This is a genomic window from Dactylosporangium maewongense, assembly GCF_039531485.1.
Classification (GTDB): Bacteria; Actinomycetota; Actinomycetes; order Mycobacteriales; family Micromonosporaceae; genus Dactylosporangium; species Dactylosporangium maewongense.
Genome location: NZ_BAAAQD010000064.1, coordinates 1 through 25,941 on the forward strand (window position 1 = coordinate 1; position 25,941 = coordinate 25,941).

Consider the following 25,941-nt stretch of genomic DNA (forward strand, 5'->3'; position numbering starts at 1 on the left):
ACCAACAACCGGCGCCTTGTGCGCCGCTATGAACGCAAAGCCGAGCACTTCCAAGCCTTCGCCGACCTCGCAGCCATCCTCATCTGCCACCGACGACTCACCAAACTCACCAAGTGAGACACCCCCTTAGCGCCGCTGGCCTGGGTGGGCTGACCTGGTTCCGTTCAGCAGTGGCGTCTCCGGCCACGTGGGTCGCCCACGACCCGATGGGCGAGTGGACGAAACCGGCTACTGGCACGGACACGACCGCAGCGTTCGGCGTCGTTCGAGGGCCGATTGTCCCGTGCCATCGAAGCTTGTCCGGTGCCATGAAGGTCTGTCCGAGTGGCGGCATGGCACCATCGAAGTTTGTCCACCGGGCGCGGTGCTGTCTGAGTGACGCTGGTGGATGAGTTTGTGGCCTCGACGGCGGTGGACGGTCGATCGACATTCGCGGGCAAAGTTCGTGGACGGAAACGGTGAGGTCCAAGGTGGGCGCCTCGGGTCCTGCTGGCAGGTGGAGTTCGAGCAGGTGCCGCCGGTACGGCAATTTCGATGGGCCAAAGGGACGGGCGGTTTCGCGGGCTGGTGGTGGTCGGAGACGATGGCGCAGCATGTGGGGTTCGAATCCTGGCTCGAGCGCGACCACGCGATGCTGTTGGACTAGGACCGGGATGTGGTGGCGTTTGCGTCGCAGCCGTTCTGGTTGCTGCGGACGCAGGACGGCCGGATGCGTCGGCACGCACCGGACTTCTTCGCTCGGCGCGCTGACGGAACCGCTGTGGTGATCGATGTGCGTCCCGACGATCGCATCGAGCAGGCTGACGCCGAGGCGTTCGATGCGACGGCGAGGGCGCACGCCGAGGTTGGGTGGTCCTACCGCCGGGTCGGTGCGCCAGATCCGGTGCTCGTAGCGAACGTGCGGTGGTTGGCGCGATATCGACATTCTCGTTGCCGGGGCCGGCGCGACGTCGTCGAGGCGCTCCTGGCGGTGTTCGCCGAGCCCACCGGCTTGTTTGCTGGCGTGGCGGAAGTCGGGGATCGGCTTGCGGTGCTGCCGGTGGCGTATCACCTGCTGTGGCGGCAGGTGCTTCAGGTTGACCTGACTACCGAGCCGTTACGGCCGGGGACCCTGGTCCGGGTGGGTCGGCAGCCATGAGCGGGCCGGCCGTGCTGACAGTCGGGGACCGCGTACGCGCTGACGCGGCGGTGCGCACCGTGGTCGGGTTCTCAGGCGTGTTGGTGCGGTTGGTCGACGCGTGCGGTGGCATGACCGAGATGCCGCTGACGTCGCTTCAGTCCAGACCGGACTTCGCGGTGCTGGACCGTCCGGCACCCCGGGCACTGCCAGCGACAGGGTTGCTGGAAGGACTGCCCGACGAGGTTGTCGCGCGGGCGTTGTGGTGGGGGCCGCATATCCTTGAGGTGCTGCATGGCGTTCGGCCAGACGCGGCGCCGGGCACCTTACCTCAATCGTTGTACGACCCGTCGCTGCACTCGTTGACCAGCCGGGAGCGGGCGAAGGCGGCCGAGTTTTCCGGTGACGGGCAGGCGGTGACCGCCAGAACGGTCCAGTACCTGCGGCAACGCTACGAGGCACGGGGCGTTGTCGGTCTGGTCGATCACCGTGCCGACCCGCCTCGGGCTCGATGTCTCCATCAAACCCAGGGCGGGACACACACGCCAGACTGCACCGCATGGGCGGCAGCTACCAACTGTGGTTCAAACATCCTCCACCACACCGGCCTGCAACCAGGACCGTCACCCACCGAAAGATCCTTATTGTTAGGACGGCCGGTCTCGACTGAGATAGCGGTAGTGGAGGGGTGACGATGGCTGACACGCTGGTGATGGACGTTCAACTGGATGTCGACGCGTCCGCCGGTGAGTTCGCCGAGTTGACCTATCGGTGGATCGACGAGATGTCCGTCGGCATCCGTCCGCAGGTTCGTGCCGCGCTTGCCGGTCAGCTGGCGAAGTTGCCGGCGTCGGGTGAGCCGGGCACGCCGTTCGGTGTGCTCGGCGTGACCCGTGGCTACCGGGAGACGACCCGCAACTGCAGCACGGCCGGTCTGCAGTGGCTGCGCACAGAGTTGGGCAAGGGTCAGCCGTCGCGGGCTGACCTGTGGTGCGGTGTGCATGACGAGCACGGTGCCCGCCGCTGGCAGAGTCTGGTGCTGGACGTGACCCACGACGCGGACGAGTCGCCGGGGTGGCTGGCCCTGTCCGGCAATCCGCTGGTGTCGTCGTTCGTGGACCCGGTGGCCGGGCTCGACGAGCAGCGGCTGTGGCTGGAGGCGTTGTTCACCTTCGCCGACCGCGTCAATCCCGGGTTCGGTCACATCAGCCTGTACTACGACGGGGGAACCACGGCGTTGGAGGGGGCGGTGCCGACCACGATGCCGTTCGCCGCTCGTTATCGCGAGTATGCCCTCAACGAGTGCCGTCGGTATCTGCGCGGGTATTCGTGGGTGACGATCGTTCCGGAGGAGTTGCTGCCCCGGGTCGGTGGTGTGTCGCGGTTGCGGGACAGTGGTGCGTTCACGCAGGTGCGGCCGCTGACCGGCGGGGGCGTGTGGCTGCAGGCGACCGACGACTACCGCGAGTTCGACGACGTAGCCCTCGGCCGAGTTTTCGAGGCGGTGGCCCCGGCGCTGCGTCCCGGGCTGCCCCGCGACCTGGGGCGGCCTATGCACGGCAAGAACCCGTCGCGTGTCGTCCTGCGCGACGCTGCCGAACTTGGGGCGGAGTGACACGGTGGGCACGAGCTACGAAACGATTCTCGTGGCGGCAGACCTCGATGCCGTCGTGCGGGCCGTGACCGCGACTGGTGCTGAGGCGGTCGTCGTGCCCGTCGCTGACCGGCGGGTGGCGGTCGTGCCCCGTGAGGGCGACTACGACGTCGCCGACGTGCGGCCGCTCGCGGCGTCGGTGAGCGGGCAACTGCGCTGTCCAGTCCTGGTGTCGGAGGTGTCGGACTCGGACCTGGTGGTGTGCCTGGTCTACCGTGACGGCCACCGCGTCCACCGGTACGTGTCGAAGGTGCAGATGACGGTCGAGTGGTTCGAGGACGATGACGGCCGGTTCCGGGCCGAACTGGACGGGGAGGTACTGCCGGACGGGGCGCCGGTTCCGCAAGGGCCGGCCGGTGCCGACCCGGCCGCGTTCGCCGTGTTCGCCGCCGATGTCGCGGACCCGGACCGAATCGGGGTGGCGCTGCGCGGGGAAGCCGACCCCGAGGACCTGGTGTTTGCCGAGCGGCACCACGAGTCGATCATGCGAAGCCTCGGCCTGCCGACGGCGGCGCTGATCGTCGGCTACCGGCATTTGGCGGTGGATCGGTTCCCTGGCGCAATGCGCATCACCGGCCGTAGCTGATCTGCGGGCGGTGGTGGGGTGAACGCCACACCTTCGCGGGTCTCGTCACTGTAGGAGTCCAGGTCCGCCTCGGCGATTGACGCCGAGCAGATCGAGCCGTGGGGCCGGGCCGCGCCACCTGGACCCAAAGCCCCGGCGCCGGCCTGACCCTCTACGCCGTACTCTGGCTCCTGCAACGCCTCCTCGCGGCCATGGCCGGCGCGTGCCACACCTGCAGCCGACCATTCCACGATGCACCTACCCATAGCACTATTAGGCGAATGCTGAACAACGGACCATCTCCGCCAAATAGGGACCCTGCCGAGATCGTTCGCGAGGCATCTGTTCAACCGCGGTACGTTCGGGGTCTGGGGTGAGCGTCGCTGCACGGCAGTGCGGAGCGCAGCGTCAGTAGCTGGGGGTGACCCGGCGACTAAAGATCAACTATTTGATACCTGGTCGCAAGATCCTTAGCTACGCTCCCCAAACGCCGCCGCAACCCCTGCGCCCGCGCGAACGCCGTACCCAGCCAGGCCGCCCTGATCATCTGCCCTTGGTGCATCACCGAACAACCCGGCCCAGCCGCGCCGGAGAACGGGCGACGGGCCGGCCCGCCGATTGGGCAAACTTCGATGGCACACACGCCCCCACCCCAAGGTCGATTCCGCCAGGACCTCGCTGCGCCATCCAACCGTGTCCGCCCAGGCAGGGGACCTAACGCTGGGCAATCTTGGCTGGCAAAGGCCACGTGGGTCGCCCACGACCCGATGGGCGAGTGGACGAAACCGGCTACTGGCACGGACACGACCGCAGCGTTCGGCGTCGTTCGAGGGCCGATCGTGGCGGCAGCGACGTCGCAGCGCGACCCGGCGGTGGCGGCGTGCAGGTGACGCACCCCCGTGTTCAGCGTCCAGGGAGGCCAGGTCCGTGGCCCTAATGGGTGTCGCTGTCGGCAGCGGTTTGTCCGTCCGGCTGGCCGGCGGTGGGGTGCAGGGTGGCCTGGTCGTGCTCGTGCACCGCGGTCCGGACGGCGTTGGCCAGTTGCCAGGCCATGTCGCGGGTGGTGGGGGGATCGAACGGTACCCGCCGTCCATCCACGGCAATGGCGAATGCGGTTACCGGGCTGCGGCCTGCGGGTGGCGTTGCGTCGAATCTGGTGATGAGGAAGGTGTGTGTGACGCGGGTGACGACGGTCAGTTCGAACGTGCAGGCGTGCGGGACGGGTCGCTGGCTCCAGCGGTTCTCCCGGTACACCGGCGGGTCGAGCGTCACACCGAGGAGCCGGCTGAGGTGATGGCTGATGTCGCGGCCGAAGCGGTGCACGCCGTACTCGCCGATGGTCGGCTGTGCGGAGATCGGCAGGGTGTAGGCGTCGGGTTCCAGTTCCGGCGGGTCATCGGTGGGCACGATGGTTCCTCGCAGACGTGGTTGCCAGGGCTGCGCCCGCTGGATTGGCGGGCGCAGCCGTCGTTCCGGGTTCCGGCCCGCGTGGTGCGGTCCGCTCCCTGACGGGCAGGGATGACGGGTCAGCGCCGGGGACGTCGTAGGCCGGCCTGCCACCCGGATCGGATGGTGCGCCGGGCTTCGGCCGGGCTGAGGCCGACGTCGAGTGCGGCGTCGGTGAGCTGCGACCAGACGGTGTGCTCGTCGAGGTCGCTGCGGGCGGCGAGCTGCCCGAGCCGGAACGCGGCCAGGTGCAGGGCGTTGTTGCGGCCGCCGGCGACGACGCGCCGCCCGCCGTGCACGACCGGTCGGGGTGCGCCGCGGATGCGGGCGACCTCGCCGTGCAGTGCGGCGGCGGTGTACCGGTCGAGGTGGGTGATGCCGCCGTCGGCGCGTGCGACGCCGGCCGGTGCTGCGGGCGGGATGACGATGCTGTGCAGGGCTGGTGGGCAGTCGGGCAGTGCCGGGGCGCTGGTCCACGACTGCTGGAAGACGTATCGGGTGCCGACGGCGTGCAGGGAGGGTGGCGCGACGGCGGAGCCGCCGCGGCCGCGCCAGTCGACGCCGGGCAGCATCCCGACCCGGCTGGGCAGCCCGAAGCTGGCGTACCAGATGTGCCAGCCGAGCCCGGTCCGCACGAGCGGCGCGGCGGGCCGCACGACGTCCAGCACGTCCAGGACGCGGCGCATCCCGTCGGCGGTGTCCACGTCGCACACGTCCAGGACTGTGCCGGTGGCGACGCCGACGTTCGCGCCGGGCCACCGCCGCCACCAGGCCCGGATCAGTCTCGGGTTGGTGGACGCGTCGCGCAGGCCGTGTTCGAGGCGCGGGTGTTTGCCGGGCGATCCGCAGTCGAGGCCGTTGCGGCAGCTGCACCCGCGGGTCGGGTGCGGGGTGTGCAGGGGCATCACCGGGATCCCGGCGGCGGCGTAGTGCAGGGCCTCGGCGAGCAGACCGGGCGCCGAGGCGGGTTCGGTGATTGCGGCGATGGACATCGGGACCTCCCTTCGGGTCGGCATGGGTAGTGCTGGTCGTGTGCTGCGGGATGTGGCGTCTCACGGTCGCCGTCTCGGCGTGCGGGCCGTGCTGGTGCTGCCGGCCGTAATGGGTGATACGGGCATGGATGCGGTTCCTTTCCGTCGCGGGAATGCGAAAGCCCGCACCGGACCACCGGATGCGGACTGCGAGCGAGGACGAGGAGGACGCGGTCAGGCGTGCCTCTGGGGCGGTTGCGCGGTCACTGCGAGCGGCGTGGGTGGGCAGCGGTGCTCGGTGTGCGCCTGCAATAGCCGCATCAGGGTCGTGCCGGGTTCGATGAGCACCGTGCACGCGTCGCAGGTGGTGCAGGTGAGCCAATCGCCGTCGTCCGTGGCGGTCACCCGCGTTTCCGGGTTGGCGGCGGGCAAGCGATGCCGGTGCGGTGGTGCCGGTGTGGGCGGCAGGCGCAGCGGCGACAGTTCCTGCAGCAGTGCTGCGGCCGCATGGGCGGCGGCGAGTTCCTCCGTCACTTCGGTGAGTAGCCGGGTGGTGGGCAGGATGGCGGCGTGGGTGAGGCGGCTGAGCCGCAGATCGGCGCTGGCGCGGGCGGCGGCCAGGGCGAGCGCGTCGACGTCGAGTGCCTGGTACTGCGCCACGAGCGTGTCCAGGACGCGGTGCAGGTATTGGCTGGACTCGGTGGGCAGCGGTGCGTACTGCCACGACACGCTGCGCTGCGGTGAGGTACTGCGGATCGAGAACTGCGCCCGGCCGGTCGAGGCGTGCAGGGGTGCGTATCCCCAGCCGTCGGTGGTGACACCGTCTACGACCGGCAGGTCGGTCGGGACGGTGGCGAGCGTGCGGACTTCGGCGCCGAACTGGACGCTCAGGTGGCTCGGCAGCGGTGCGGCGTCCGGGATGTCCGGCCGGATGAGCACTGCACCGTGCAGGCGGGCGCCGGTGAGCTGGTAGGCGACCGCGCCGGCGGCGCGGACGGTGGTGTGGACGGTGACCGGTTCGTCGTCCGGCGCCGGACGGATGGTGGTCGTGGTCATGGGGTACGCCTCCGAGGTGGTGTTGGCGGCCGCCGGGCCGCCCCGCGCCGGCGGACCCGGGTGGGTGCATCGGGGACGGCAGGTGAGGACGGCCCGGCGCCAGGGGTCAATGGACGGGCGGGAACAGGCCGATGGTGGTGTCGCACAGCGGGTCGGTACCCGTGACGGCGCCGAAGCACTCCCGTACGACACCCCGTGCCGCGTGCCAGTCGCGGTCCCAGGAGCCGTCGCTGCCGATGAGGAAGCTGCCGGGCAACAGCTGGTGGCAGCGCAGCAGGACCGCGGTCACGGCGAGGTCGTACGGGCGGCGGTCGGTCTTGCAGAAGCGCCACACCGGCCGGTCGGGGCCGGGACTGTCGAGATCGAAGCACTCGTAGTCCTCGGGGACGGCGCCGTTGAACGCGATCCCGTCGACCGGGTCGATGATCGGCAGTGCGTACCCTTGCGGGCCGGCGAGGTCGATCGCGTCGCCTTGCAGGGTGCCGAGCAGGTGGGTGACGTCGGTGAGGATCTGCGGCCAGGCGGCGGCGTAGTCGGCGCTGCCGGGCCGGTAGCGCCAGGAGTGTGTGTATCCCAAAACGGCCCTCCGGATGTCGGTGAGGTTCGGTGTCGGTCAGGAGTGCGCGGACCAGATGCCCGGCTGCGGCGCGCCGGCCGGATAGCTGGGCTGGTGCTCGTGGTCGAGCACACTCGCGGCGGTGGGTGCCGGTCGCCAGATGACGGCGGTGGGGTGCTGCGGGTCGTCGTCGGCGACGGCGGGGCAGCCGGGTGCGGTGCAGCGGCGCTGCTCGCCGTGGAAGATGACGCCGTACACGAAGCCGGAGCTCGCGGTCACGTACAAGGAGAGCGGGCCGTCGCGTTGGACGCTGGTCTCGGCGCCGCGGCTGGTGCTGAACAGGCCGGCGAGGTGCCGGTGCCAGCTGGCGAGAGCGGAGCGGTAGCGGTCGCTGTCGGTGCCGTAGGCGTCGGCGAGAGTTTGCAGGTGCTGTTCGCAGGCGGTGATCTCGTCGGCGGCCTGCCGGGTGACGTCGATGCGGTACCGGTCGGGCCGGTAGTCGCGGACGGTGAGGTCCGGTGCTGCGATGTCGGGGTCGTTGTAGGTCGATGGCATGACTTTGCTGAGGCTTTGGCCCACGCCGACGGCGGTGCCGAAGGCGTGGGCCCGGGTTGACGGCCGCGGCGGCAATTGCCGCCCACTGGCTGGCCGGGATCGCGTACTGCCGCGGGTCCAGCGGTGTCTGCGGTCCGTAGTTGGTGATGCTGTCGCCGACGTCGGCGAGCAGCGCCTCCAGGACGCCGGTCAGTGTGGTGTGCAGCAGTTGGACGGTGCCGGGGGCGGCGTCGATGCGGTCGCGCAGGGCGGCGAGTTCGGTATCGGTGAGCGGGCGCTGGACTCGATGGGTGCTCGGCAGTGCAGACATGGTGAGGCTCCTGACACAGCGACGCCCCGGCGTGGGCACGCCGGGGCGAGAGGATTAGGTGAGTGCACGGCGTGCTGGGTCGGGGATCGGCCGCCTATCAGCGCCGGAACACGGCGATGCGTTCGTCGGCGAGGTCGACCCGGTGGACCTCAGCACGGAACAGGTGCTCGGTGAACGCGTCGAGGTTGAAGTACCGGTCCGGTATCCCGGCGGCGGCGAACGCCTTGGTCCAGCCGTTGCGGTCGCGTTCGGTGAGGGCGAACGTGTGCCGGGTCTCGTGGATGCCGGCGTAAGCGTCGCCGAACGCGGCGGTGACAGTGTCGGGTGTCGGGTCGGTGGTGCTGGCGCCGGCGAGGTCGAGCCAGGTCCCGATCGCCGCGGCCGGCAGGTCGTGCGTGGCGGCGAGGTGCTCGATGGTGCACAGCATCGGCAGGTCGAACCGGGCACGGCGCTCCCCATACTTGCCGTACCCGTGCACGTCCAGGATGAGCGCGTCGTTGCCCTCGGCGACGCCGGTCACCGTCGCGACGTGCAGCCGGGTCTCCGTTCGGTCACCGGTGCCCCGGATCCAGTAGGTGAGGGTCGGGTCGGCCGGGGTGGCGACGAGGATGCGGGTCTCGGCGTCGGCTGGGCGGCCGTCCGGACGGACCTGTGGCAGGTCGCTGTGGATCCGGTGCTCGCGCTTGTCGCGGATCTTCGCCAGTTCCAGCAGGGCGTTGCGGGTCGGTTGCGACAGTGCCGTCACCGCTTGGGTCTGTATGTGGCGCTGATAGTCGGTGAGGTCCGCGGGTGAGGTGACGACTTCGGCCGCACGGGTGAGCCACGCGACTGGGGTGCCGTCGCAGGAGACGACGTACCAGATGGTGTCCGGGCCGGGCGTGGTGCCTGTTGGCGGGTAGACGCTGTCGTGCAGTTGCAGGGCGGCGTCTTCGGTGAGGTTGCCGGGCAGGACTGGCGTCAGGTAGGTGTGGCGCAGGCACCGGCCGGTCAGCCGGCCGGCCTTCACGTCGGCGCAGTCGCGGATCTGCCGCCATGCCTCGGTCTGCGTGGTGTGGTTCATCGGTGGGTCTCCTTCGTCAGTTGCAGGTCGGCCGGGACGGTGCTGTGCCAGGTGTTCGGCATCGCATCGAGGACCGGCCGGTCATCGACGGTGATGGCCAGCCCCCAGTCGTCGTGGTCAGCTTCGGTGTCGCCGCTGGTGATGGCGACGCACAGGTCGGCGGGTCCGCTCGTGGTCTGGGCCACGCGGATGGTGTATGGCCCGGCGGTGACTGTGGCGGTGAGCAGGCCGTACCGGTCCTCGGTCACCTCGGCGGCGACGTCCCAGGTCTGGTTGAGCAGGGGCCGGCCGCTGCCGGCGATGAGCTGGCCCACCAGGTCCATGAGGTCGCCGCCGGACGGGTCGGCGGTGCCGTTGAGGTAGGCGGTGAGTTCGTCGACGATGAACGTGTCCGGGTGACGCTTGTCCCGCGGTCGGTCGGGTTCGCTGCTGGTGAAGGTCATGCGGTCGCTCCATCAGGGTCACAGGGATCCAGGCAGCCGATCGGCGGCGACGGCCCGGCCGAGACCGGTCCCGCCGGGCCGAGCAGCGCGTGCCCGGAACGCGAAACGGCGGGGCCCCCTGAACACATGGGGCCCCGCCGGTACGAGTGCTGCGGATTCTTCGATGCTCAGCCGGTGGCGGTGAGCTCCGCACCGACCAGGTCATCCAGGCCCCGCTCAAGGTCCTCGCTGTGCTCCTCGCTGTGGTCGATGTCGGACGGGTTGGCGTCGTTCACGCCGGAGGTGCTGGACGCATCATCGGTACCCGGCTGAGCCGGGATCTCGGAGTCCGCGGCGTCGAGAGTCAGATCCGCGACCGCGTCGGCGAGGTCCTCGTCCGTCTCGTCGCCGGGGCTGCCGGGCAGCTGACCGTCCTCCACGTCGTTCTCGTCCTCGTCCTCGTCGTCTTCGTCGCCGGGGTTGGTGCCGGTGAGGGAATCCAGGAGCTGCTGCTCGGCGTCGGCGAGGCCGTAGCCGTCCGCGACGAGCTGGGCGTACCAGTCGATGACGGCGGTGCGGTCGAAGCCCCAGTCCGGCTTGTCGATGGCGCGGGCGAGGTTGCGTTCCTGGGCGCAGATCCACTTGCAGACGGCGCTGCGCCGCAGCCGGTCCTCCCCGGCGGTGCGCAGGACGTCGTCGCTGCTGCCGCCGAGGTTCGCGTACAGGCCGTCGACGTCGGCGTAGCTGATCTGGTGCACGCGGATGAGGTCCTGGCGCAGCGCGGTGGTGAACAGCCGCCTCGCGCCCTTGGGCGGGCCGTACGTGTCCAGGATGTGCTTGCGACGCTCTCCCTTGGCCGCCTCGAGCGCGTCGAGGAACGCGGCCTTGGCCTGTTCGGCCTCGACCTGCGCGGCGATCTCCTCGTCGGTCAGCTGCCGGCCGTAGGTCGGCTTGAACTTCGTGTAGCCGTACTTCGCCGGGTCGGTGCAGTACACCACCGTGTCGGCGCCGCTGCCGACCTTCTCCACGAACGCGGCGAAGCCGGGCAGCGATTTGACCGCGTCGGGGTCGAGGCGCTTGCCGTCGCCGTCGACGAGCTTCCGCACGTCGGTGGCGATGCTGGTGTACCCGAACCCGGCCGGTTTGCTGGTGACCGTCACACCGTCGATGACGAGCTTCGCCTTGGCCAGTTCCTTCGCCTTCGCCGAGGCAATCTTCGACAGCTCGCTGGCCAGGGTGTGCCGGCGGCTCCACCCCGACTGGGCCTTGAGGACCTTGGCCAGTGCGGTCGGGTGGCCACCTAGGGCCTCGATGTCGTCGTCGACCTCGTCCAGGCTGAGCTGGCCGCTGTCGAGGGCCGCGGACACCGCCTTGGGCAGCCTGCGCAGCCGCAGGCTGCGCAGCACCGACTCCTCCGGCACCCCACGCACTTCGGCGATCTGCTCGGTCGTCCAGTTCATGATGGTGAGCTGCTCGAACGCCTCGGCCTCCTCCGAGGCGGTCAGGCCGACGCGGTGGACGTTCTCGGCCAGCTGCGCCAGGATCCGCTTCACCTCGTCGTAGTCCGTGGCCAGGATGCACGGCACCTGGAACCTCTTCACCAGGATCGAGGCGTACTTGCGGCGGTGGCCGATCACGATCTGCCAGGCGCCGTCGCGGCCCGGCGCCGGGACGACCACCAGCGGCTGCAGGATACCGACCTCCTTGATCGACGCCTTCAGCTCCGCCAGCTGCCGGACACCCGCCGGAAGCTCCTCGAGGTCGCCGTCGACCAGCTTCCGGAGCTCGTCGATGTCGGGGTCGTCAGCCAGCGGCGCGGGGGTGAGCCCGAGACTCTCCCGCAGGTTCTTGCGCAGGTTCTTCGGGTCGTCGACCAGCTCGCGGGCGTCGAGGTATGCGGTCACCAGCGGCGGCAGGTTGGCACCGTCATCGGCCGGGTCATTGGCCGGGTCGTCGCCGGTCGGGTCCGCGGCGGACGCCTCGTCGGTGCTGTCGGCCTGCTCGACGGGGTCCGGCTCGCTGAGCTCGGTGCCGTCCTCCACGTCGGTGACGTCGAGATCGGCGGTGGCGGGGTCGGTCGGGGGCTGCAGGACTGTTGTGCTCATGCTGTTTGTCCTCCATGAGGAGTGAGAATTGGGTTGCCGCCACCGGACTGCGTGCGAGCCGGTGTGCGGTGCTGGCCCGATCCGCCCGGCCGGCCGATCGGCGCCGGCCCGCAAGACCCACCCGTTCGGTCGCTGCGCCGTGGAGGGCGAGTTGTCGGGGGTGGGCCTTGCGGGGCAAGCCGCGGTCGGCCAGGATCGAGGGCCCAGCAACCGCATCCGGCCGCCCATGGCCGTCGGTGGGCACGGGTCACGCCGTCCGTTCTGCTGGTCGTTTCCAATGCGGCACGGCGCGCTGGTAGGCGGTGCGGAGGCGTTCGCCGTCGTTGCCGCACCGGTGACACAGCCCGATCTGCGGTCCGGTCATCCCCAACTCGTCCGGGTCCAGGCTGTAGCCGGCGCTGAACTCGCCCAGCGCACCGCGGGGGTCGTTGTCGCCGTCGTCGCAGCTCCACAGCAGCCACCGGCACTCGATGCATCGGCCCCGGTAGCGCACGATCCGGTCCCGACCCACCCAACCGCCGGACCATGCCTGAACCGGCCGGCCCGCGGCCGCAGCACCGGTGAACAGCGGCCGCTCGACGCGGACCGCTGGATGCTGCGGCGTCGTGAGCAGGTATTCCGGCTGGTCGGTTCGGAGTGGTTTGGTGAGCCGCGCGATCCGGCATCGGATTGTCGGCCCGGATTCGGTGAACGTCTCGGCGGGCAGCGGTGTATGGCTGCCGTGGTGTTCGAGGAACGTCCGCGCCTGTTCGTGCTTCGTGCCGGAGGGGCCAGACGGCGCCGCCGGGGACGACGGCGACGAGCCAGCCACCGGGACGCAGCAGTTGCCACGCCACCCGGACATGCTCCAGCCACAGCTCAGGGTTGCCGGTCACTGCTGCTGCAGCGGTTCGCGGCGGGTGCATCACGACCGCGTCGAACACGGTCCGTTCGGTGGCGGCGGTCGCCGCGTACTGCTCGAACGTGCCCTGGTGCAGCAGCACGGCCGCGGGGTGTGCCGCATGATCGGCGGCGCAGATCGCGGCGCGTTCGGGGTCAGATTCGACGGCGACGATGCGCACGCCGGGGTTGGCCCGCCGGATCGCCGCGATGAGGGAGCCGTCCCCGGCGGACGGCTCCAGGATCAGCGCGCCAGGTGGAAGGTATGGCAGGTCGGTGTTCGGCACGGCGCAGAGTTCGTCGGCGAGGTCGTCCGGGGTGCGGTCGCAGGCGTGGCCGGCATGGTCTGAAACTGAAGCCGGCGCTCGGTACTGCGTGGGTCAGCGGCGGACATGAGCGGCATGGGCAGCTCCTGTCACGAGTGGTTGCGGGCACGCCGAAACAGCCGCCCTGCCCGCCGGGAGGGATCGGCGGGCAGGACGGCTGTGGGCGGGGGTTCGGATGATCCGGGCGGGCACGAGCCCGGAGCTGGGACGGTGTGGGCTTGCGCCGTCGTGGCGGCGCGGACCGGCTGGCGTCAGCGGGAGGTCCGGAGCCGGCACCGCGGGGTGCAGCGACGGTCGTGCCCGGAGATGATGCTCGAGGTCGCCGGGGCCTCTGAGCCTCGTGCTGACCGACTGGCGGTGGGCTGCTGGTCAGGTCCGGCCGGTGCGCTGGTGCCGCCAGGTCGCGACCCGTGCTTCGTGGCGCGTGTATGCGGTGGCGATCAGGTGGCCGTTGTGGTGGACCTGCCAGCATGGGTCCCAGGTCCGCTGGGGTTGGATGGGGCTGATCTGGTAGCGCGGGTCCGGGCGCCAGGTGCGGCGGAGCTCGGCGTGCAGCCGGGCGGCGAACGCCGGCACGAGACGTTCGAGGTCCCAGCAGACGCGGTGCCCGTCGTGTTCGGGCCAGGCGTCGATACCGTCGACGGTGGCCCACCACAGCTCGTCCCGGTCGTCGGGGTCGAGGGCGTCGTACACGTCGCGGGCGGCGTCGCGCAGTTCCAGGCGCACGTCGTTGCAGGTTACCCGACGCCACGAGGTGTGGCCCGCCGGCTACCGCCCGGGGAGTGGCTCGACAACGATCAAGCCGCCGTCGACCGCCTCCTGCAACGCCTCGCCAACGTCGCCACCCCGGCCGGTCCGACGCCGAACCAACTACGCGCCGAGCCCGGCAGGCAACTGCCCCTGACCGTGCTCCCACCGACTTCGGCGCCGAGGGAATCAACAGCATCCATCGACAACCTCTGATTCCACAGAATGATGCGGTTGACGTTGCCTCGACCGGTCCGGAATTGAAGGGCAGGGTGAGAACGGCGGTCACAGCGTCCAAGTTTGCCGTCAGACCGGTGGCGAACTTCGTGATGCCGGGCAATGCGGCTTCTTCGGCTGCGGCGATCCAGGCGGTGAGCTGCTGACCGCGCAGGTGGGTGAGCATGTCGGCGAACGAACGCACCAGTTCGGCGGCGGCGCGCAGTTGCGGGCATCGCTGGAGGATCGCTTGCAGTTGGACGGTGTCGCGGTCGGCCAGGTCGTCGGGTCGTCGGCAGATCCATCCGGTCACCTGCCGCACCGAGGGTGGGCGGCGCGTCGATGTCAGGTCGGGTTTGCTGCGGTACTGCTCGACGAACTTGCGCAGGATCGCGTAGCTGCCGGCAAAGCCCTGAGCGCGGATCTCACGGTGCAACGTGGTGGCCTTGAGGCAGCCCTATCTGATCCGCCGGATCAGGTAGGGCTTGAACGGGTCGACGAGACTCGGCCGGACCTTCTGACCGACCATCATCTCCTGCCACGTCGAGGCGTGGGCGTATATCGCAACACGGTGTGGTGGCTCCAGCCCAGATGCCGGGCGATCTGCCGGAACCCGGCGCCTTACGCCAGCAGTTCGTGCACGAGGGCGTGGTGGGCGCGGCGGCGTTCGGCCATCGCCCCGGTAGGCTCTGTGGACGCTCACAGGTGCGGCCATCGCTTGATCTCCTTCAGTTCTTCGTCGTTCCGAAGGATCTAGCGGTGGCCGTTCCCATTCACCACATCACGCCCAAAGCAGGCGAGTCGTACACCACCTCCGTGGACGCGACCCGAACTTGCCAGCGGTGTCGACACCGATCAACCACCGCTCCCCCGCAACACGGACGCCGACCCCGGACAGGTCGACGAACTTTGCAGCCAACGCGACCGCCTATACCAGGCACGGGAACGCCAGCAATGGTCCGAACTCGGGTTCCGCGTTCAGGCCGGATACGAACGAGGACGAGAGACCGCGGAGGGTGGCGCCCAGTCGCCGGGCGCCACCCTCCGCGGTCGGCCTACCCTTCCCCAACCGATCGGCGGCATTCGTGCGTCCGTTCGGCTCAGGAGGTGGCGTGACTCGATGGGTTCATCGACCATGGTGACGTACACCGCGTCCAGGTCGAGGAGTGAGGGTCGATGGGCGAAAGCAACGGCGGGAACGGCAGGCGCACCGAGGTGCTGGTGGTCGTGGCACCGGATCCGGACGCCGACCCCGCGGTCACGGAACGCCTGGGCCGGCAGCTTCAGCGGGAGATTCGGGACCTCGACGTCGAACACGTGCGTATGGCTAGCAGCGCATCCACACCCGAGGGCACGAAAGGCGTTGACGGCGCGACACTGGGCACATTGCTCGTCGCGCTGAGCGCATCAGGTGGGGTGCTCACCACGTTGATCGGGACGCTGCACCACTGGCTCGGGCGTCAGCGTGCCGGGCAGCGGATCATGGTGACCATCGACGGCGACACCATCGAGCTGCAGGCCGCCTCGGCAGAGGAGCGGTTCGCCCTCATCGACGCCTACGTGCGGCGGCACTCTGGCGGACGAGACGACGGATGAGCCGCGGGGCCGCGTTGTTGATCGCCACCTATAAGTACGGCGATCCGAGGCTACGCCGACTGACCGCACCTGCGCACGACGCCGAGGCCCTGGCCACCGTGCTCAGCGACACCTCGATCGGCAACTTCGAGGTCACCACTCTGATCAACAAGCCGTACGACCTGGTCGCCGGCGCCATCAGCAATTTCTATCGCGACGCCCGCGGCGACGACCTGACGCTGCTGTACTTCACCGGCCACGGTTTGAAGGACGACCGGGGTCGCCTGTACTTCGCGATGTCCAACACCTCCTGCGACACGCTGCCCTTCACCGGTATCTCGGCCGAGCACCTGCTGGAGTCGATGGAAGACAGCATGTCGCGGCGGCAGGTGCTGATTCTCGACTGCTGCTACGGCGGAGCGTTCCCCATGGGTCGGATGACCAAGTCCGATACGGCCGTGCACACGCTGGAACGCTTCAAGGGCAGCAGCGGTCGTGGGCGCACCGTGCTGACCGCGTCAGACGCCACGCAGTACGCCTTCGACGGCCGGCAGGCGGACGGGGACGCCATACAGTCGGTATTCACGCGGCACCTGGTCGCCGGTCTCCGGGACGGCAGCGCGGACCTCGACGGCGACGGGGACATCACGGTCGACGAGCTGTACTCCTACGTATACCGGCACGTCGTGCAGGACATGCCCCAGCAACGCCCGAAGAAGCAGGACAACATCGAAGGCAGCACCGTCATCGCGCAGAACGCGAACTGGAGCCTGCCCGCAGCTCTCCGTCACGCCGCCACCAGCCCCTACGCCACCGACCGGTTCGGCGCGGTCGAGCGGCTCGGGCACCTGCTGCGTACCGGCAACACGGTCGTCCGCAGCAGGGTTGCCGAGGCGATCTCAGTGCTCGCCGATGACGACAGCAAGCGGGTCTCAGCCGCCGCGGCGGCCCTGATGCCGAGTCCGGCACCGGCCAGACGCGCACGGCCCTCGCCGGCGCCAGACTCGATGCCGCCAGAATGGGTGGGAAGTTTCACGCCCTACTCGGTCGGCGATCCGGGTGCCGCCGCGAGTTCGGCGCCGTCCCTGCCCACTCCGTACGAGTGGGACCACCGTGACACCGTGATCGACGGCGTTCGCATCAATGGACCGACCGGCGAAGCGGCTCTGGAGCTTCGGGCCGCGAGCCTCCGCGGCCTCAGCCACCGGTACAACGGCACCGTCCGGCAGGACGATTACGCGTTCCGCTGCACCGACGACCGCCGCCATCTCGTGGTCGTGGTCTCCGACGGGGTCTCCAACGGCAAGCTCTCGCACAAGGCGGCGGCCGTCGTGTCCCGGCTGGGCGCCGAGCTCGTCGCGCTCGCGCTGACCCGCAAGCTCCCGGCCGAGATCGACTGGCCGGAGATCGTGACGCGGCTCAGCGACGAGATCGTCCGGCTCGGGCGCAAACTCGTCGAGCCGGCGCCGGACGGCGGCGAGCTCAGCGTCGGCGAGGTCGCCCACCACCTGGCCGCCACGGCGCTGTTCGGGGTGATCGAGCTGCGCCCGGCCGATCCGGAGGTGGACGCGTACTTCTACGCCGTCGGGGACTCCTCGGCGTGGGCGCTGCGCGACGGCAGGCACTGGCAGCCGATGTTCGAGACCAAGAACAGCGGGGACGGAGCGGCGACGTCCGTGACGCGGGCGCTGCCCCTCAGCCGTCCCCCGACCGGCAGGGCGATCATGACGGCGGTGAGGAAGGGCGATGTGGTGGTGCTCATGAGCGACGGCGTCGGCGACCCGCTGGAGGACGGCAGCCGCACCGTCGGGAGGTTCCTGGCCGAGGCGTGGCGGGAGCCGCCGGCGCCGCTGCAGTTCGCCGCGCAGGTCGACTTCGCCCGTAAGACCCACGACGACGATCGCACCGCCGTCGCGGTCTGGGCCGTGTGACGCGTGGCCGCCGCGTAGCCGTTGCCGGCGCTCGGCTCCCAGCGCTAACTTGATCTTCAACCTTGAGGGGCTCGGCATCGGCCCCGGCTGATCATTAGGGCAGCCTTTGGGTGATCATTCCTCTTGTCTAGGGAAGAACGTCACGACCAAGGGCTGTCGATGATCGGTGTGCCCGAGCCCCGGCGTGCAGGTGCGGCCGGGGACCTTGCCGTGTTTCGGCAAGAGTTCCATCGGTGTCTGACCCGTCGTGGTGACGCCTTGTTCGAGTTGGCTGATGCGGTGTTGTGCGCGGACGGGCTGGTGACGTCGTTGCCCGGTTTGTCGCTGGTGGCGGAGCACCGCCGGGGACACGGAGCGTTGTACAACGCGTTGTCGGCAGGCCGGATCGACGTCGAACGGCTCCGCACGGCGGTGACGTCATCGCCGCGACGATTTGGGCGACCGGGTGGCCAAGAAGGTCAGTCACTCGGGTGGGATTCATGGCACTGATCTCGAACCGCGCGAAGCCGATCGGTTCGTCGTAGTGCAAGCCGTCCAGTTCGACGACGGCGTTGCAGCAGGGAAAACTAACGTCCTCGTGTTCAAAGCTCACGCCACCGTTCTGCCTGACGATGTCGCCCAGCCAGTCCATGGCGACGTTACCTGCGCAGCGCGGACAGGTGATCCGGGTGGTGTACATGCCTGCATCGATCAGCGTCACCCGTTCGTAGAACTGGTTCTCCACCCGCTCAACATCGTCGCCTGAACCTGACAGCAGCTCTGCCACATACGCCGTGGCGGCTGCGGCCAGTCGTGCTGGTCGAGAACCGGGTGCTCGTGCTGCAGTCGGTAGAGCAGGTCCACGACGGCCGGTGGCAGGTCGGCGACGAACGCGCCGAGCGCGGTCACGGTCTGGGACCGCAGATCCGTCCACAGGTCGGGGTAGCGGCGATGCAGGGTCCGATAGTTGCTGCGGTGCACTGCGGCGGTCTGCCCGGCGTCGCGGTCGTCGCGGGCGACGTTCTCGAGGATCACGTACAGGACCTGTTCGTCGTGCAGCCGGACGCTGGTGACCTGCAGAGGATGCACGCGGCCGTACGGCTCGGCGGCCTTTGGGGGCGGTGTAGCCGAGCCGGAACCCGGCCTGCCGCAGCCGGTTCACGGTGGCCGCTGCCGCGGCGCGCAGCCGGGTCGTGAGCCACGCCAGTTCGGTCGGGGCGAGCGTCACGTAGGGGGCATGTAGGGCCGCCGCGGCGGCGAACACACCGTCGTCGGCGTGGCGGGCCACGACGACGAGCAACTGCCCGGGCGGAGCCAGCCACGCCTCAGCGACGGTCTGCGGCGCGCTGCCGGGGAGGTGGGCGGCGAGGTGGGCGGCGAGGTCGGCGCCGAGCAGCACGACCGCGGCGTCGACATCGTGCTGCTGCGCGGACGGCAGGTCTGTGTACTCGGCCAGGAATGTCCCGGCCCGGGCCGCGCATCGGCGCACCTGAGTACGGATGCGCGGGTCGGCGGTGATCAGTGCGACCGCGGCCGTCGACGACCCGCTCCGGCCGGCGGCCGGGCGCGGTGCCCCGCCGGCGGCACGACGGCTGCCGACGGGGTACTCGATGCCAGAATCGGCGGCGTTCACGACGGGTCCGCGGCGGCGCGGCCGGCCAGGGGCAGGGGCCAGACGGGGATGAGGTCGGTCGGCTTGCGCCGCGACCGGATCGCGGCGACGACGACCTGGATGATGGTGCCGGTCGGGTCGACAGCGGCAGCACGGCGGGCTGCGGCCAGAGCGAGGGTTGGTTCCCCGCGCCGCCACGCGCACCACGCGGCAAGCGCCGCGGGTGCGGCGACGTACTGGTCGGGAACGCGGCGGGTGAGGTCCAGCCACAGGTTGCGCTGCCACATCTCCTGGTCGGTCCGCTGCCACGCCGCGTCACGGACCGGGACCCGGCGCAGCAGCAGGGCCATACGGGCCGCTTCGCCGTCGGTGAGCCGCTGGTCGAGCATCGCCTGCCCGATCAGCTCGTCGAGCTCGACCAGCTCCGGCCGTTGGATGCCCCGGGCCTGGGGCAGCGCGGCCTGGACGCCGGCCTGTGCGACCGGGTCCGCGTCGGCCAGGGCGAGGAGGGCGTCGCGGGACGGCAACGCGACCTCACCGAGGACCGTGGCGTGGGCGGCGACCGCGGTGGCGTTCGGGTCGAATGCGACCCCGGTGACCGCGGCGCAGCTGCAGCCGCTGCGCAGGCAGTAGCGGTAGCCGCCGGACAGCAGGCAGGTGTAGAAGGCGCGCACGTGCCGGCCGGCGGCGTCGGCGACGGCGGTGACCGTCGTGCTGGCGGTGAGCGGGCCGTACCCGACGATCACGACCATCTCCGCGGAGGCGCGGGTGGCGATGTCGCGGATCTCGTCAGCAATGACGTGCACGGGCATGCCGAGGGAGGTGTTGCTGAAGGTCCGGAGCTGCCCCTGCGGTCCGAGGTAGAGGGTGACGATGCTGTCGGACGGGTGGAAGCCGAGAAGGTAGGGGATCTTGCCGAGTATGTCCTCCGGGCTGCGCAGCAGCAGCGGTACGGAAGCGTCGAGCATGCGAGTACTCCGTTCACGGTGGCGACCGGGCCACGCCGATCGGTGACGTGCCCGGCAACCACCGGGCGTGACCTGAGCGGCTCTGGGGCGGCGGGTGCCGTTCCGGAGCCGTGCTGACCCGATGCGCGGACCGTCCCGACGGCCGTGGCCGTGCAATGGCCGCCGGCCGCTGTACGTCCGCCCGGCAGTCAGGTCGAAGCCCTGCAGCTGCTGCGGTCCGGATGCTGGCCGGGGCGCCTTGCGGGGCGAGGTCGGGGACGGTACAAGCGCGGCAGGGCAGCAGCGCCCGGACGGCCCTCGACCGGAGGCTGCGCAAGGCACCGCATGTGCGACCACCAGGACTGGCGTGCCGGGCCCGGTCCTATCAACGTTCCTCAGGCTGTGCCGAGGAAGGTGCGCCGTACCTCGTACAGCGCCCCGGGCCGCTGGCCAGGTGCGTGCGGGCGGTGGCTATCACCATCGGGCCGGCGAGGGGCCGAGTGCGGCCAGTCACACGACAGCGCAGTGCACCCGTGGATCTGGGGCGGCAGCGTTCGTCGCTTCCGGTCGGGTCCGGGACCGGCTGTGGTGAGCGGGTCTGGCAGCGGCCACGAGGTAATCGTGCTGCACGACCACGGGAGGTGGGTGGTCTTTTCAACGGTATGAACAGGGCTTGACCGCGACAAGGCCGGTCGTGTTCTCTCCGAGTCGTTCGGCCCCAGTTTCTCCATCGATTGCTGCGCCCACCACCTCGAATTCAGAAACCTGTGGCTCCACATGGGCGCTGACGTTCGGCGGCGTCGCCTTGCTCCATCGGTTCGTGCGGCTCGGCGCCGGCGTGCTGCCGCGCTGGTCTTCGATCGGCTTGCCAACGAATCGCTATGCCAAGGTGCTGGTGGGAGCGCAACGTCCCCGGGCCGACGGCCTGGCTGCCGGCTCGTCGGGCTTCGCTGGCCGGAGTTCGGCTGTTCCGGCCCCGCGATCCGTGGGGCCAAGTGGAGCTGGAGCTCCCATCGACGGATGGGCACACGCCTCGATTGCGGGCTCAGAACTGTCCGGAGTCGGGAGCGTCGGCCCTCGAACCGGTCTGCGGCGGCACGACCAGACTCGCCTAACCGGCCTCAGCTGCGCACGATGGGTGCGCTGGGGGCTGGCCCCGTCGGGCGAGGTGGGACCTTGCTGAGGATGCGGACGGTGGTGGATGCGGCGATGGGTGCGGTGTCGGGGCCGCGGAGGTAGGCGAAGATGTACTGCCAGCGGCGCAGCGATCGTTCGGGCCCGTACGGTTGCTGCCGCCAGAATCCGGAGATCCAGCGCCGGACCTGTGGTGTGGGCCGGTCGGGTGTGGCTGACGCCGGCGACGGCTGAACGGGTCGAGGCTGCGCGGAGCGGCCTCGGAGCTGGACCAGCCGGACGATGGGCAGCGGGCGGCGGCTGCGCTGGTAGGCCCTGGCGATGCGCTGGTCGGGTTCGACGTCGACGGTTTCGGTGCAGCGCTGGGCGATGAGCAGCAGCGTGGCGGTTAGCAGCGTCTCGTCGGCACCGGTCGCAGCGACGCCCTGCCTGGTGGCGGTGACGGGCAGCAGCCAGCCGACGTCCTCGCGGAGGTGTTGCAGTGCCTCGGGCGGCAGGCCGGCGCCGATGCTGCGGTAGGTGGTGATCGTGACCTTGTCGCCGGTGGCGGTCCAGGAGGCGGCGCTGATCCGGTGCGGGCCGTGGGGCCGTGCCCAGAGCAGCATTCCGTGCGGGACCGGCAGGTCGGCCGGGGTGAGGACGGTCCCGGCCGGGAGGTCGCCGGCAGCGTGGTGGGCGAGGTCGGTGAGTTCCTCGTCGATTGCGTACAGGTGGGCCTGGTCGAGTCCGGCGGCGATCGTGCGCCGGACCGGGTCGTCGAACGCGGTTAGTGTGATGGCGTCGGCGTGCAGCAGTCTGGCTGCGGCGTCGCGGGTTTTCGGCAGGGTGGTCGCCGGGATCGCCGTGTGGGGCCAGTCGGTGGTGGTGAGCAGGGTAGTGCCGGGCTGCCGGGTGGCCAGGACGGTAGCGTGGATGTGCTGCACGGCGTGGACGGCGATTGTGTCGGTGGCCCAGCGCGCACCGACGAGGGCGCGGCGCGCGAGAGGCGCGGCCTTGCCGTCTTCGACGAGGCGGGCGCAGGTGATGCACGCAGCCCAGGTGTCACCGAAGTTGTGGCTGGTCCGGGTGTCCCCGCCGATGGTGACCGCGTGGACCGGGCCGCTGCGAATCGACAGGATCGGATACGGGTCGCTGCAGAAGTCGCAGTCACGGGCCACGGCAGTGAGCTGGTCGGCGGGCACGGGCACCGGGCGGTGGTCGTAGTCCCGGGGGCCGGTCGGGTGCAGGTGTGAGACGCCCCCGCCGGGGGTGCGGTAGGTGTTGAGGATCCGGCCGCAGGTGGCGCAGGCCATCTCGGCAGGCGGTCCGCTGAACCGGCCCAATGTGATCGGGCTGGCGGTCACGGCTGCGCTCCGGACCCGTCGCTGCGCGAGGCGTCGACGCTGCGCGGCTGGGCCGGGCGCCGGCCGGGCTGACAGATCTGCTTGCCCGGAAAAGGTTCGCTGATGGGGTGGCCGAGGATGTGGCGCGTGGCAAGGGGGTTGAACGGCGGGCAGCGACGGTCCATGGCATTCGCTCCAAAACGAGGGGTGGACATGCAACGGACCCGCCACATGGGCGGGTCCGGGGTGGTGCGACGGGACGCGGCTCTGGCCGATCCAGGGGTCAGGGGCCGCGCAGCCGGATGCGGGCCTCGTCGGCTTCGGTCAGCACCTTGGCCGGCAGGTGGGTGACCCCTTCAGCCAGCGCGCGAGTGATGCGGTGCCAGCCATCGATCATGAACAATCCGGCACCCGGCATCGGGGCGACCAGCAGCGGCCGGGCCAGGTCCGCAACTGCGGCCCTGGCCTGGTGCACGCCGATGAGCTGAGCGATCCCGGCTAGCACGGTGACGTCCGCGCGGCGAACCGGATAGTCGACGGCCAGGGCGTTGCCGGCCGTGACGTCCCAGGCCCAGGCGAGGAACCGGAACACTTCCCGCTCGCCGTGCGGGTCGCCGGTCACCAGTCCGCTCCAGTTGCGTCGGTGGCCGGCATGCCGGCCAGCTTGTGCAGATGCTCGACCAGGCGTTCGTAGCGGTGGATCTCGGCGTTGAGCAGGTCGCGCCGTGCCCGGCGTGGTCTCAGCTCGTCGTGGATCACCTTGCGTACGCGGCCGGGGGCGCTGTGGCGGGCAGCGGTGAGCATGAGCGCGTCGCGGCCCGGCTGGGCCTGCCAGTGGGTGCGCAGCGTGTCGATGACCGCGGCGACGTAGTCGGCGGTGCGGTCGGGCACCGGCCGGCGGGTCAGCGGTCCGGTGCTGCGGTGCACGGTGACGTCGCGGCGGGTGAGCGGCTCGATGCGGGCCGGGTCGATGACAGTGCCGCCGATGAGGTCGATGCCGTGGACGGTGGGCCGGTCGATTCGGTCGCCGGTCCGGTGGTGGCCGTCGGGCCCGTCGCCGTACTCGACCGCGACGCGGGTCGGGACCGCGACGTCGCGCTCAGGGTGGGGCCGGAACACGAACACCCCGGACAGTCGCCGCGCGGAGACGAGGTAGCGCACCGCTCCGGTGACGGTGTCGACGGTCTCGAGGACCGTCAACGGCCCATACGGCGGCGGCAGCGGCAGCCGCAAGGAGCGGGTCATGGCCGGTCACCGCCGTCCGATGGCTCGATCCGGCCGGTCGCCGGGATGCCGTCGACCGCGATCCGGATGTCGGTGCCGCCGCAGTCGTCGACAGCGATGTCCACCGTCTGGCGGCCATCGGTGTCCAGCTGCGGGCGGATCGCGACGCGGCAGCCGGCGGCTCCGACGGTGAGCTCGATGCTGCCGCCGTGCCGCGCGGCGACGTGCAGCGGCAGGCCGTGACCGGGCGGCATGAGCGGCCGGCACGGGCGGCCGGAGCCGCGCAGGATCGTGGTGATCCGGTCGATGACCGCGAACGCGTCGCCGTGATGCCGCCGGAGCGCATGGTGCATCGTCTGGTGGATCTGGTCGAGGGCATCACGGTCGGCGGCGGCGTGGCGGTCGGGGAGCCAGGGCATCATGGCAGACCCACCTCGTCGAACGCGGTCCGTGCGCCGCGCACGACGCGCAGACCACGGTGGGCACCGCGCAGCAACGCGTGGACGCGGTACGGCAGATCGCCGGTAAGCCGGAACCCGCCGCCGGGGCAGCCGGCCCCGGTCAGCTCGGCGAGCGGACCTCCAACCTCCCCCACGGCGCGGACCCACGCCTGACCACTGTCGGGCTGGTACAGCAGGCAGAACAGGACGCCGTCGGCGCCGATGACGCACAGCTCCGCGCAGTCGCCGTCGCCAGTCACCGGCCGGTCGACCCGCACCGGCCCTTCCGCGAGCGCGGCGGCAATCCTGGCCTCGAACGCGGCGGGGTCGGTGATGACCACGCCGTCGGCCGGCAGCGGCTGCGCACTGTCCGGTTGGGTCGCGGCGGATGCGGTGCGGGTGTGAACTGCGGCCGCCAGGGTGGTGGCCAGTTGCCAGTCCAGGTCGCGGTAGCCGTCTGGGTCGAACGGCACCCGCTGCCCGGGCAGCTCGATGCTGTAGCCGGGTAGGGTGGTGTGTAGCAGCGGGTCGCGGACCGGGAACACGGTGATCCGGGCGGGTAGGCCGGCCACGGTCAGGTCGTAGCCGAAGACCTGCGTGCCGCTCAGGTCGTCGCCGTGGACGAGGACGGGCGGGTCCACGGGTATGCCGAGGAGGTCGGTGAGGTTGTGGCTGATGTCGCGGCCGAAGGTGAGCGCGCCGGGTTCACTGCGGTCGCGCCGGTCCGGGATCTGGTGACGGTCGCCGCCCGCGGGCAGCGGCGGTGGGGGTGGGGTACGGAACATGTCATGTCTTCCTGGACGAGTGAGCGGTATCGGGTTGGAGACGGCCGCGCCCCGGACCAGCTGCTGGTCCGGGGCGCGACGGAATGGGGGAGCTGGGCGGTCAGGGCATGCCGACGCCGATGAACGCGCCGGGCTGGCCGCGGGCGATGGTCAGGTCCCGGTGGGTCAGGGCGAGGAGTTCCAGGACGAGGTGCGGGTGGGCACCGGCGAGCCGGAACCCGTCCTCGGTGCATCCGGCTCCGGTCGGCATCTCGGGCTCGCGGCCGGGCTCCTGTACCGCGAACACGTACGCGCGGCCGGTTTCAGGCAGGTACAGGAACCAGAACACGGTGCGGTCCGCGGCGATGACCGCGACCTGGCCGGGTTCGCGGTCGTCGGCGCCGAAGATCCGGTCGACCCGGGCTGGGCCGGTGCGCAGGGCCTCGTCGAACCGTGCCCGGAACGCGGCCGGGTCAGTGATGATCACGACGTCACCGCCGGCGCGTCCCCGGGCTGCGGTGCGTCGGCGGCGTCGCGGGCCTGCCGGTCGGCGGCGATGCGCAGGTCGTCGACCGCGATCCAGACCGTCCGGGCGAGCTGCCAGTCGACGTCGCGGTAGGTGGACACCTCAAATGGCACCCGGACGTCGTCGACGTGGATCGCGTAGACCGGCTCTGGTTCCCGCAGCAGCGGCAGCTTCACCTCGAAGCCGGTGATGACGACGGTGTGGCCGGCGACAGTGCAGGTCCAGGTGCACGCCTTCGGCAGTTGCCGTTCATCGCGGCGGTTCTCGCGGTAGCGCGGCGCCTCGATGTCGGCGTGCAGGAGATCACGCAGGTGCGTCGTGATCGCCCGGCCGAACGTGTGGACGCCGTACTCGCCGCCGACCGGCTTGGCGGTGATCTGGCAGGTGTAGGCGTCGTCGGCCAGGGCTGGCGGTTCAGGGGTGGACAGCATGATGCATCTCCTTCAGGGCAAGAGGTTGCAGACACCGGGGCCGCGGCCGGACCGCCTGGGTCGGCGGTCCG

The 25,941-nt window shown here is 70.6% G+C and carries 27 protein-coding genes and 1 pseudogene; 9 read left to right on the plus strand and 19 right to left on the minus strand.

What is annotated here, in order from left to right; genetic code table 11:
- The first annotated feature begins 496 nt into the window (after nucleotides 1-496).
- The 4 genes from ABD332_RS58920 to ABD332_RS58935 all read left to right on the plus strand — a co-directional run bounded on the left by ABD332_RS58920 (nucleotide 497) and on the right by ABD332_RS58935 (nucleotide 3,357).
- Nucleotides 497-646: a hypothetical protein gene (locus ABD332_RS58920; RefSeq protein WP_344515752.1), complete on the plus strand. Its 150-nt coding sequence runs from the start codon at nucleotides 497-499 to the stop codon at nucleotides 644-646.
- A gap of 9 nt (nucleotides 647-655) precedes the next feature.
- Entirely contained in the window at nucleotides 656-1,138 is a 483-nt protein-coding gene (locus tag ABD332_RS58925) for a TnsA-like heteromeric transposase endonuclease subunit (RefSeq protein ID WP_344515754.1), read from the plus strand.
- A 673-nt stretch (nucleotides 1,139-1,811) separates the two neighbouring features.
- Nucleotides 1,812-2,732: a hypothetical protein gene (locus tag ABD332_RS58930; RefSeq protein WP_344515756.1), complete on the plus strand. Its 921-nt coding sequence runs from the start codon at nucleotides 1,812-1,814 to the stop codon at nucleotides 2,730-2,732.
- Between the two features lie 4 nt (nucleotides 2,733-2,736).
- A complete protein-coding gene (locus tag ABD332_RS58935) occupies nucleotides 2,737-3,357 on the plus strand; it encodes a hypothetical protein (protein ID WP_344515758.1) in 621 nt (206 codons plus the stop codon).
- Nucleotides 3,358-4,269: 912 nt separating this feature from the next.
- On the opposite strand, the gene ABD332_RS58940 is transcribed toward ABD332_RS58935, so the two are convergent.
- From ABD332_RS58940 to ABD332_RS58980, 9 genes are all read right to left on the minus strand, one after another.
- Nucleotides 4,270-4,743: a hypothetical protein gene (locus ABD332_RS58940; RefSeq protein ID WP_344515760.1), complete on the minus strand. Its 474-nt coding sequence runs from the start codon at nucleotides 4,741-4,743 to the stop codon at nucleotides 4,270-4,272.
- Nucleotides 4,744-4,862: 119 nt separating this feature from the next.
- On the minus strand, nucleotides 4,863-5,774 hold the full coding sequence (locus ABD332_RS58945) for a bifunctional DNA primase/polymerase (RefSeq protein WP_344515762.1): 912 nt from the start codon (nucleotides 5,772-5,774) through the stop codon (nucleotides 4,863-4,865).
- 213 nt (nucleotides 5,775-5,987) lie between these two features.
- Entirely contained in the window at nucleotides 5,988-6,809 is an 822-nt protein-coding gene (locus tag ABD332_RS58950; protein WP_344515764.1) for a hypothetical protein, read from the minus strand.
- A 106-nt stretch (nucleotides 6,810-6,915) separates the two neighbouring features.
- The gene (locus ABD332_RS58955) at nucleotides 6,916-7,386 is read right to left on the minus strand and encodes a hypothetical protein (RefSeq protein WP_344515766.1); all 471 of its coding nucleotides are present in this window, start codon (nucleotides 7,384-7,386) and stop codon (nucleotides 6,916-6,918) included.
- 36 nt (nucleotides 7,387-7,422) lie between these two features.
- Nucleotides 7,423-7,920, minus strand: coding sequence for a hypothetical protein (locus ABD332_RS58960; RefSeq protein ID WP_344515768.1), 498 nt, complete (start codon nucleotides 7,918-7,920; stop codon nucleotides 7,423-7,425).
- 407 nt (nucleotides 7,921-8,327) lie between these two features.
- Nucleotides 8,328-9,290: a hypothetical protein gene (locus tag ABD332_RS58965; protein ID WP_344515769.1), complete on the minus strand. Its 963-nt coding sequence runs from the start codon at nucleotides 9,288-9,290 to the stop codon at nucleotides 8,328-8,330.
- Nucleotides 9,287-9,733 carry a hypothetical protein gene (locus tag ABD332_RS58970; protein WP_344515771.1) on the minus strand — a complete coding sequence of 149 codons (447 nt, stop codon included), beginning with the start codon at nucleotides 9,731-9,733 and terminating at the stop codon, nucleotides 9,287-9,289. Before ABD332_RS58970 ends, ABD332_RS58965 begins: the two co-directional genes overlap by 4 nt.
- Before the next feature lie 167 nt (nucleotides 9,734-9,900).
- A complete protein-coding gene (locus tag ABD332_RS58975; protein ID WP_344515773.1) occupies nucleotides 9,901-11,817 on the minus strand; it encodes a ParB/RepB/Spo0J family partition protein in 1,917 nt (638 codons plus the stop codon).
- Between the two features lie 247 nt (nucleotides 11,818-12,064).
- Entirely contained in the window at nucleotides 12,065-12,310 is a 246-nt protein-coding gene (locus ABD332_RS58980; RefSeq protein WP_344515775.1) for a hypothetical protein, read from the minus strand.
- 151 nt (nucleotides 12,311-12,461) lie between these two features.
- On the opposite strand from ABD332_RS58980, the gene ABD332_RS58985 reads away from it, so the two are divergent.
- A complete protein-coding gene (locus tag ABD332_RS58985) occupies nucleotides 12,462-13,046 on the plus strand; it encodes a hypothetical protein (RefSeq protein WP_344515777.1) in 585 nt (194 codons plus the stop codon).
- Between the two features lie 345 nt (nucleotides 13,047-13,391).
- Here the strand turns inward: ABD332_RS58985 and ABD332_RS58990 are convergent, their stop codons facing one another.
- On the minus strand, nucleotides 13,392-13,748 hold the full coding sequence (locus ABD332_RS58990) for a hypothetical protein (RefSeq protein ID WP_344515779.1): 357 nt from the start codon (nucleotides 13,746-13,748) through the stop codon (nucleotides 13,392-13,394).
- 1,413 nt (nucleotides 13,749-15,161) lie between these two features.
- On the opposite strand from ABD332_RS58990, the gene ABD332_RS58995 reads away from it, so the two are divergent.
- The 4 genes and pseudogenes from ABD332_RS58995 (at nucleotide 15,162) to ABD332_RS59010 (ending at nucleotide 18,236) form a co-directional block, all read left to right on the plus strand.
- A complete protein-coding gene (locus ABD332_RS58995) occupies nucleotides 15,162-15,581 on the plus strand; it encodes an effector-associated constant component EACC1 (protein WP_344515781.1) in 420 nt (139 codons plus the stop codon).
- Nucleotides 15,578-17,491, plus strand: a complete 1,914-nt coding sequence (locus tag ABD332_RS59000; protein WP_344515783.1) for a caspase, EACC1-associated type — start codon at nucleotides 15,578-15,580, stop codon at nucleotides 17,489-17,491. Before ABD332_RS58995 ends, ABD332_RS59000 begins: the two co-directional genes overlap by 4 nt.
- A gap of 159 nt (nucleotides 17,492-17,650) precedes the next feature.
- Nucleotides 17,651-17,917 (plus strand): annotated as a pseudogene (locus ABD332_RS59005) (transposase); the annotation flags it as partial.
- A 19-nt stretch (nucleotides 17,918-17,936) separates the two neighbouring features.
- Entirely contained in the window at nucleotides 17,937-18,236 is a 300-nt protein-coding gene (locus ABD332_RS59010; protein WP_344515801.1) for a hypothetical protein, read from the plus strand.
- Here the strand turns inward: ABD332_RS59010 and ABD332_RS59015 are convergent.
- The 9 genes from ABD332_RS59015 to ABD332_RS59055 all read right to left on the minus strand — a co-directional run bounded on the left by ABD332_RS59015 (nucleotide 18,188) and on the right by ABD332_RS59055 (nucleotide 25,870).
- Nucleotides 18,188-18,559, minus strand: a complete 372-nt coding sequence (locus ABD332_RS59015) for a hypothetical protein (protein WP_344515784.1) — start codon at nucleotides 18,557-18,559, stop codon at nucleotides 18,188-18,190. The genes ABD332_RS59010 and ABD332_RS59015 overlap by 49 nt on opposite strands.
- A 540-nt stretch (nucleotides 18,560-19,099) precedes the next feature.
- Nucleotides 19,100-20,050, minus strand: a complete 951-nt coding sequence (locus ABD332_RS59020) for a DUF4192 family protein (RefSeq protein ID WP_344515786.1) — start codon at nucleotides 20,048-20,050, stop codon at nucleotides 19,100-19,102.
- Between the two features lie 1,100 nt (nucleotides 20,051-21,150).
- A complete protein-coding gene (locus ABD332_RS59025; protein ID WP_344515788.1) occupies nucleotides 21,151-22,506 on the minus strand; it encodes a hypothetical protein in 1,356 nt (451 codons plus the stop codon).
- Between the two features lie 262 nt (nucleotides 22,507-22,768).
- The gene (locus tag ABD332_RS59030) at nucleotides 22,769-23,107 is read right to left on the minus strand and encodes a hypothetical protein (RefSeq protein ID WP_344515790.1); all 339 of its coding nucleotides are present in this window, start codon (nucleotides 23,105-23,107) and stop codon (nucleotides 22,769-22,771) included.
- Nucleotides 23,104-23,730 (minus strand): hypothetical protein, encoded by a 627-nt coding sequence (locus ABD332_RS59035; RefSeq protein WP_344515792.1) that lies wholly within the window; start codon nucleotides 23,728-23,730, stop codon nucleotides 23,104-23,106. The genes ABD332_RS59030 and ABD332_RS59035 overlap by 4 nt, the downstream gene beginning before the upstream one ends.
- Entirely contained in the window at nucleotides 23,727-24,131 is a 405-nt protein-coding gene (locus ABD332_RS59040) for a hypothetical protein (RefSeq protein WP_344515793.1), read from the minus strand. Before ABD332_RS59040 ends, ABD332_RS59035 begins: the two co-directional genes overlap by 4 nt.
- On the minus strand, nucleotides 24,128-24,934 hold the full coding sequence (locus tag ABD332_RS59045; protein ID WP_344515795.1) for a hypothetical protein: 807 nt from the start codon (nucleotides 24,932-24,934) through the stop codon (nucleotides 24,128-24,130). The genes ABD332_RS59040 and ABD332_RS59045 overlap by 4 nt, the downstream gene beginning before the upstream one ends.
- A 100-nt stretch (nucleotides 24,935-25,034) precedes the next feature.
- The gene (locus ABD332_RS59050; protein WP_344515797.1) at nucleotides 25,035-25,400 is read right to left on the minus strand and encodes a hypothetical protein; all 366 of its coding nucleotides are present in this window, start codon (nucleotides 25,398-25,400) and stop codon (nucleotides 25,035-25,037) included.
- Nucleotides 25,397-25,870 (minus strand): hypothetical protein, encoded by a 474-nt coding sequence (locus ABD332_RS59055; RefSeq protein WP_344515799.1) that lies wholly within the window; start codon nucleotides 25,868-25,870, stop codon nucleotides 25,397-25,399. Before ABD332_RS59055 ends, ABD332_RS59050 begins: the two co-directional genes overlap by 4 nt.
- Between the last annotated feature and the right edge of the window lie 71 nt (nucleotides 25,871-25,941).

What these genes read in the sequence shown, in the direction of transcription:
- ABD332_RS58930 (WP_344515756.1), top strand. Translation starts at nt 1,812, where the DNA reads ATGGCTGACACGCTGGTGATGGACGTTCAACTGGATGTCGACGCGTCC.
- ABD332_RS58945 (WP_344515762.1), bottom strand. Translation starts at nt 5,774, where the DNA reads ATGTCCATCGCCGCAATCACCGAACCCGCCTCGGCGCCCGGTCTGCTC.
- ABD332_RS58950 (WP_344515764.1), bottom strand. Translation starts at nt 6,809, where the DNA reads ATGACCACGACCACCATCCGTCCGGCGCCGGACGACGAACCGGTCACC.
- ABD332_RS58960 (WP_344515768.1), bottom strand. Translation starts at nt 7,920, where the DNA reads ATGCCATCGACCTACAACGACCCCGACATCGCAGCACCGGACCTCACC.
- ABD332_RS58965 (WP_344515769.1), bottom strand. Translation starts at nt 9,290, where the DNA reads ATGAACCACACCACGCAGACCGAGGCATGGCGGCAGATCCGCGACTGC.
- ABD332_RS58970 (WP_344515771.1), bottom strand. Translation starts at nt 9,733, where the DNA reads ATGACCTTCACCAGCAGCGAACCCGACCGACCGCGGGACAAGCGTCAC.
- ABD332_RS58975 (WP_344515773.1), bottom strand. Translation starts at nt 11,817, where the DNA reads ATGAGCACAACAGTCCTGCAGCCCCCGACCGACCCCGCCACCGCCGAT.
- ABD332_RS58995 (WP_344515781.1), top strand. Translation starts at nt 15,162, where the DNA reads ATGGGCGAAAGCAACGGCGGGAACGGCAGGCGCACCGAGGTGCTGGTG.
- ABD332_RS59000 (WP_344515783.1), top strand. Translation starts at nt 15,578, where the DNA reads ATGAGCCGCGGGGCCGCGTTGTTGATCGCCACCTATAAGTACGGCGAT.
- ABD332_RS59020 (WP_344515786.1), bottom strand. Translation starts at nt 20,050, where the DNA reads ATGCTCGACGCTTCCGTACCGCTGCTGCTGCGCAGCCCGGAGGACATA.
- ABD332_RS59035 (WP_344515792.1), bottom strand. Translation starts at nt 23,730, where the DNA reads ATGACCCGCTCCTTGCGGCTGCCGCTGCCGCCGCCGTATGGGCCGTTG.
- ABD332_RS59040 (WP_344515793.1), bottom strand. Translation starts at nt 24,131, where the DNA reads ATGATGCCCTGGCTCCCCGACCGCCACGCCGCCGCCGACCGTGATGCC.
- ABD332_RS59045 (WP_344515795.1), bottom strand. Translation starts at nt 24,934, where the DNA reads ATGTTCCGTACCCCACCCCCACCGCCGCTGCCCGCGGGCGGCGACCGT.
- ABD332_RS59055 (WP_344515799.1), bottom strand. Translation starts at nt 25,870, where the DNA reads ATGCTGTCCACCCCTGAACCGCCAGCCCTGGCCGACGACGCCTACACC.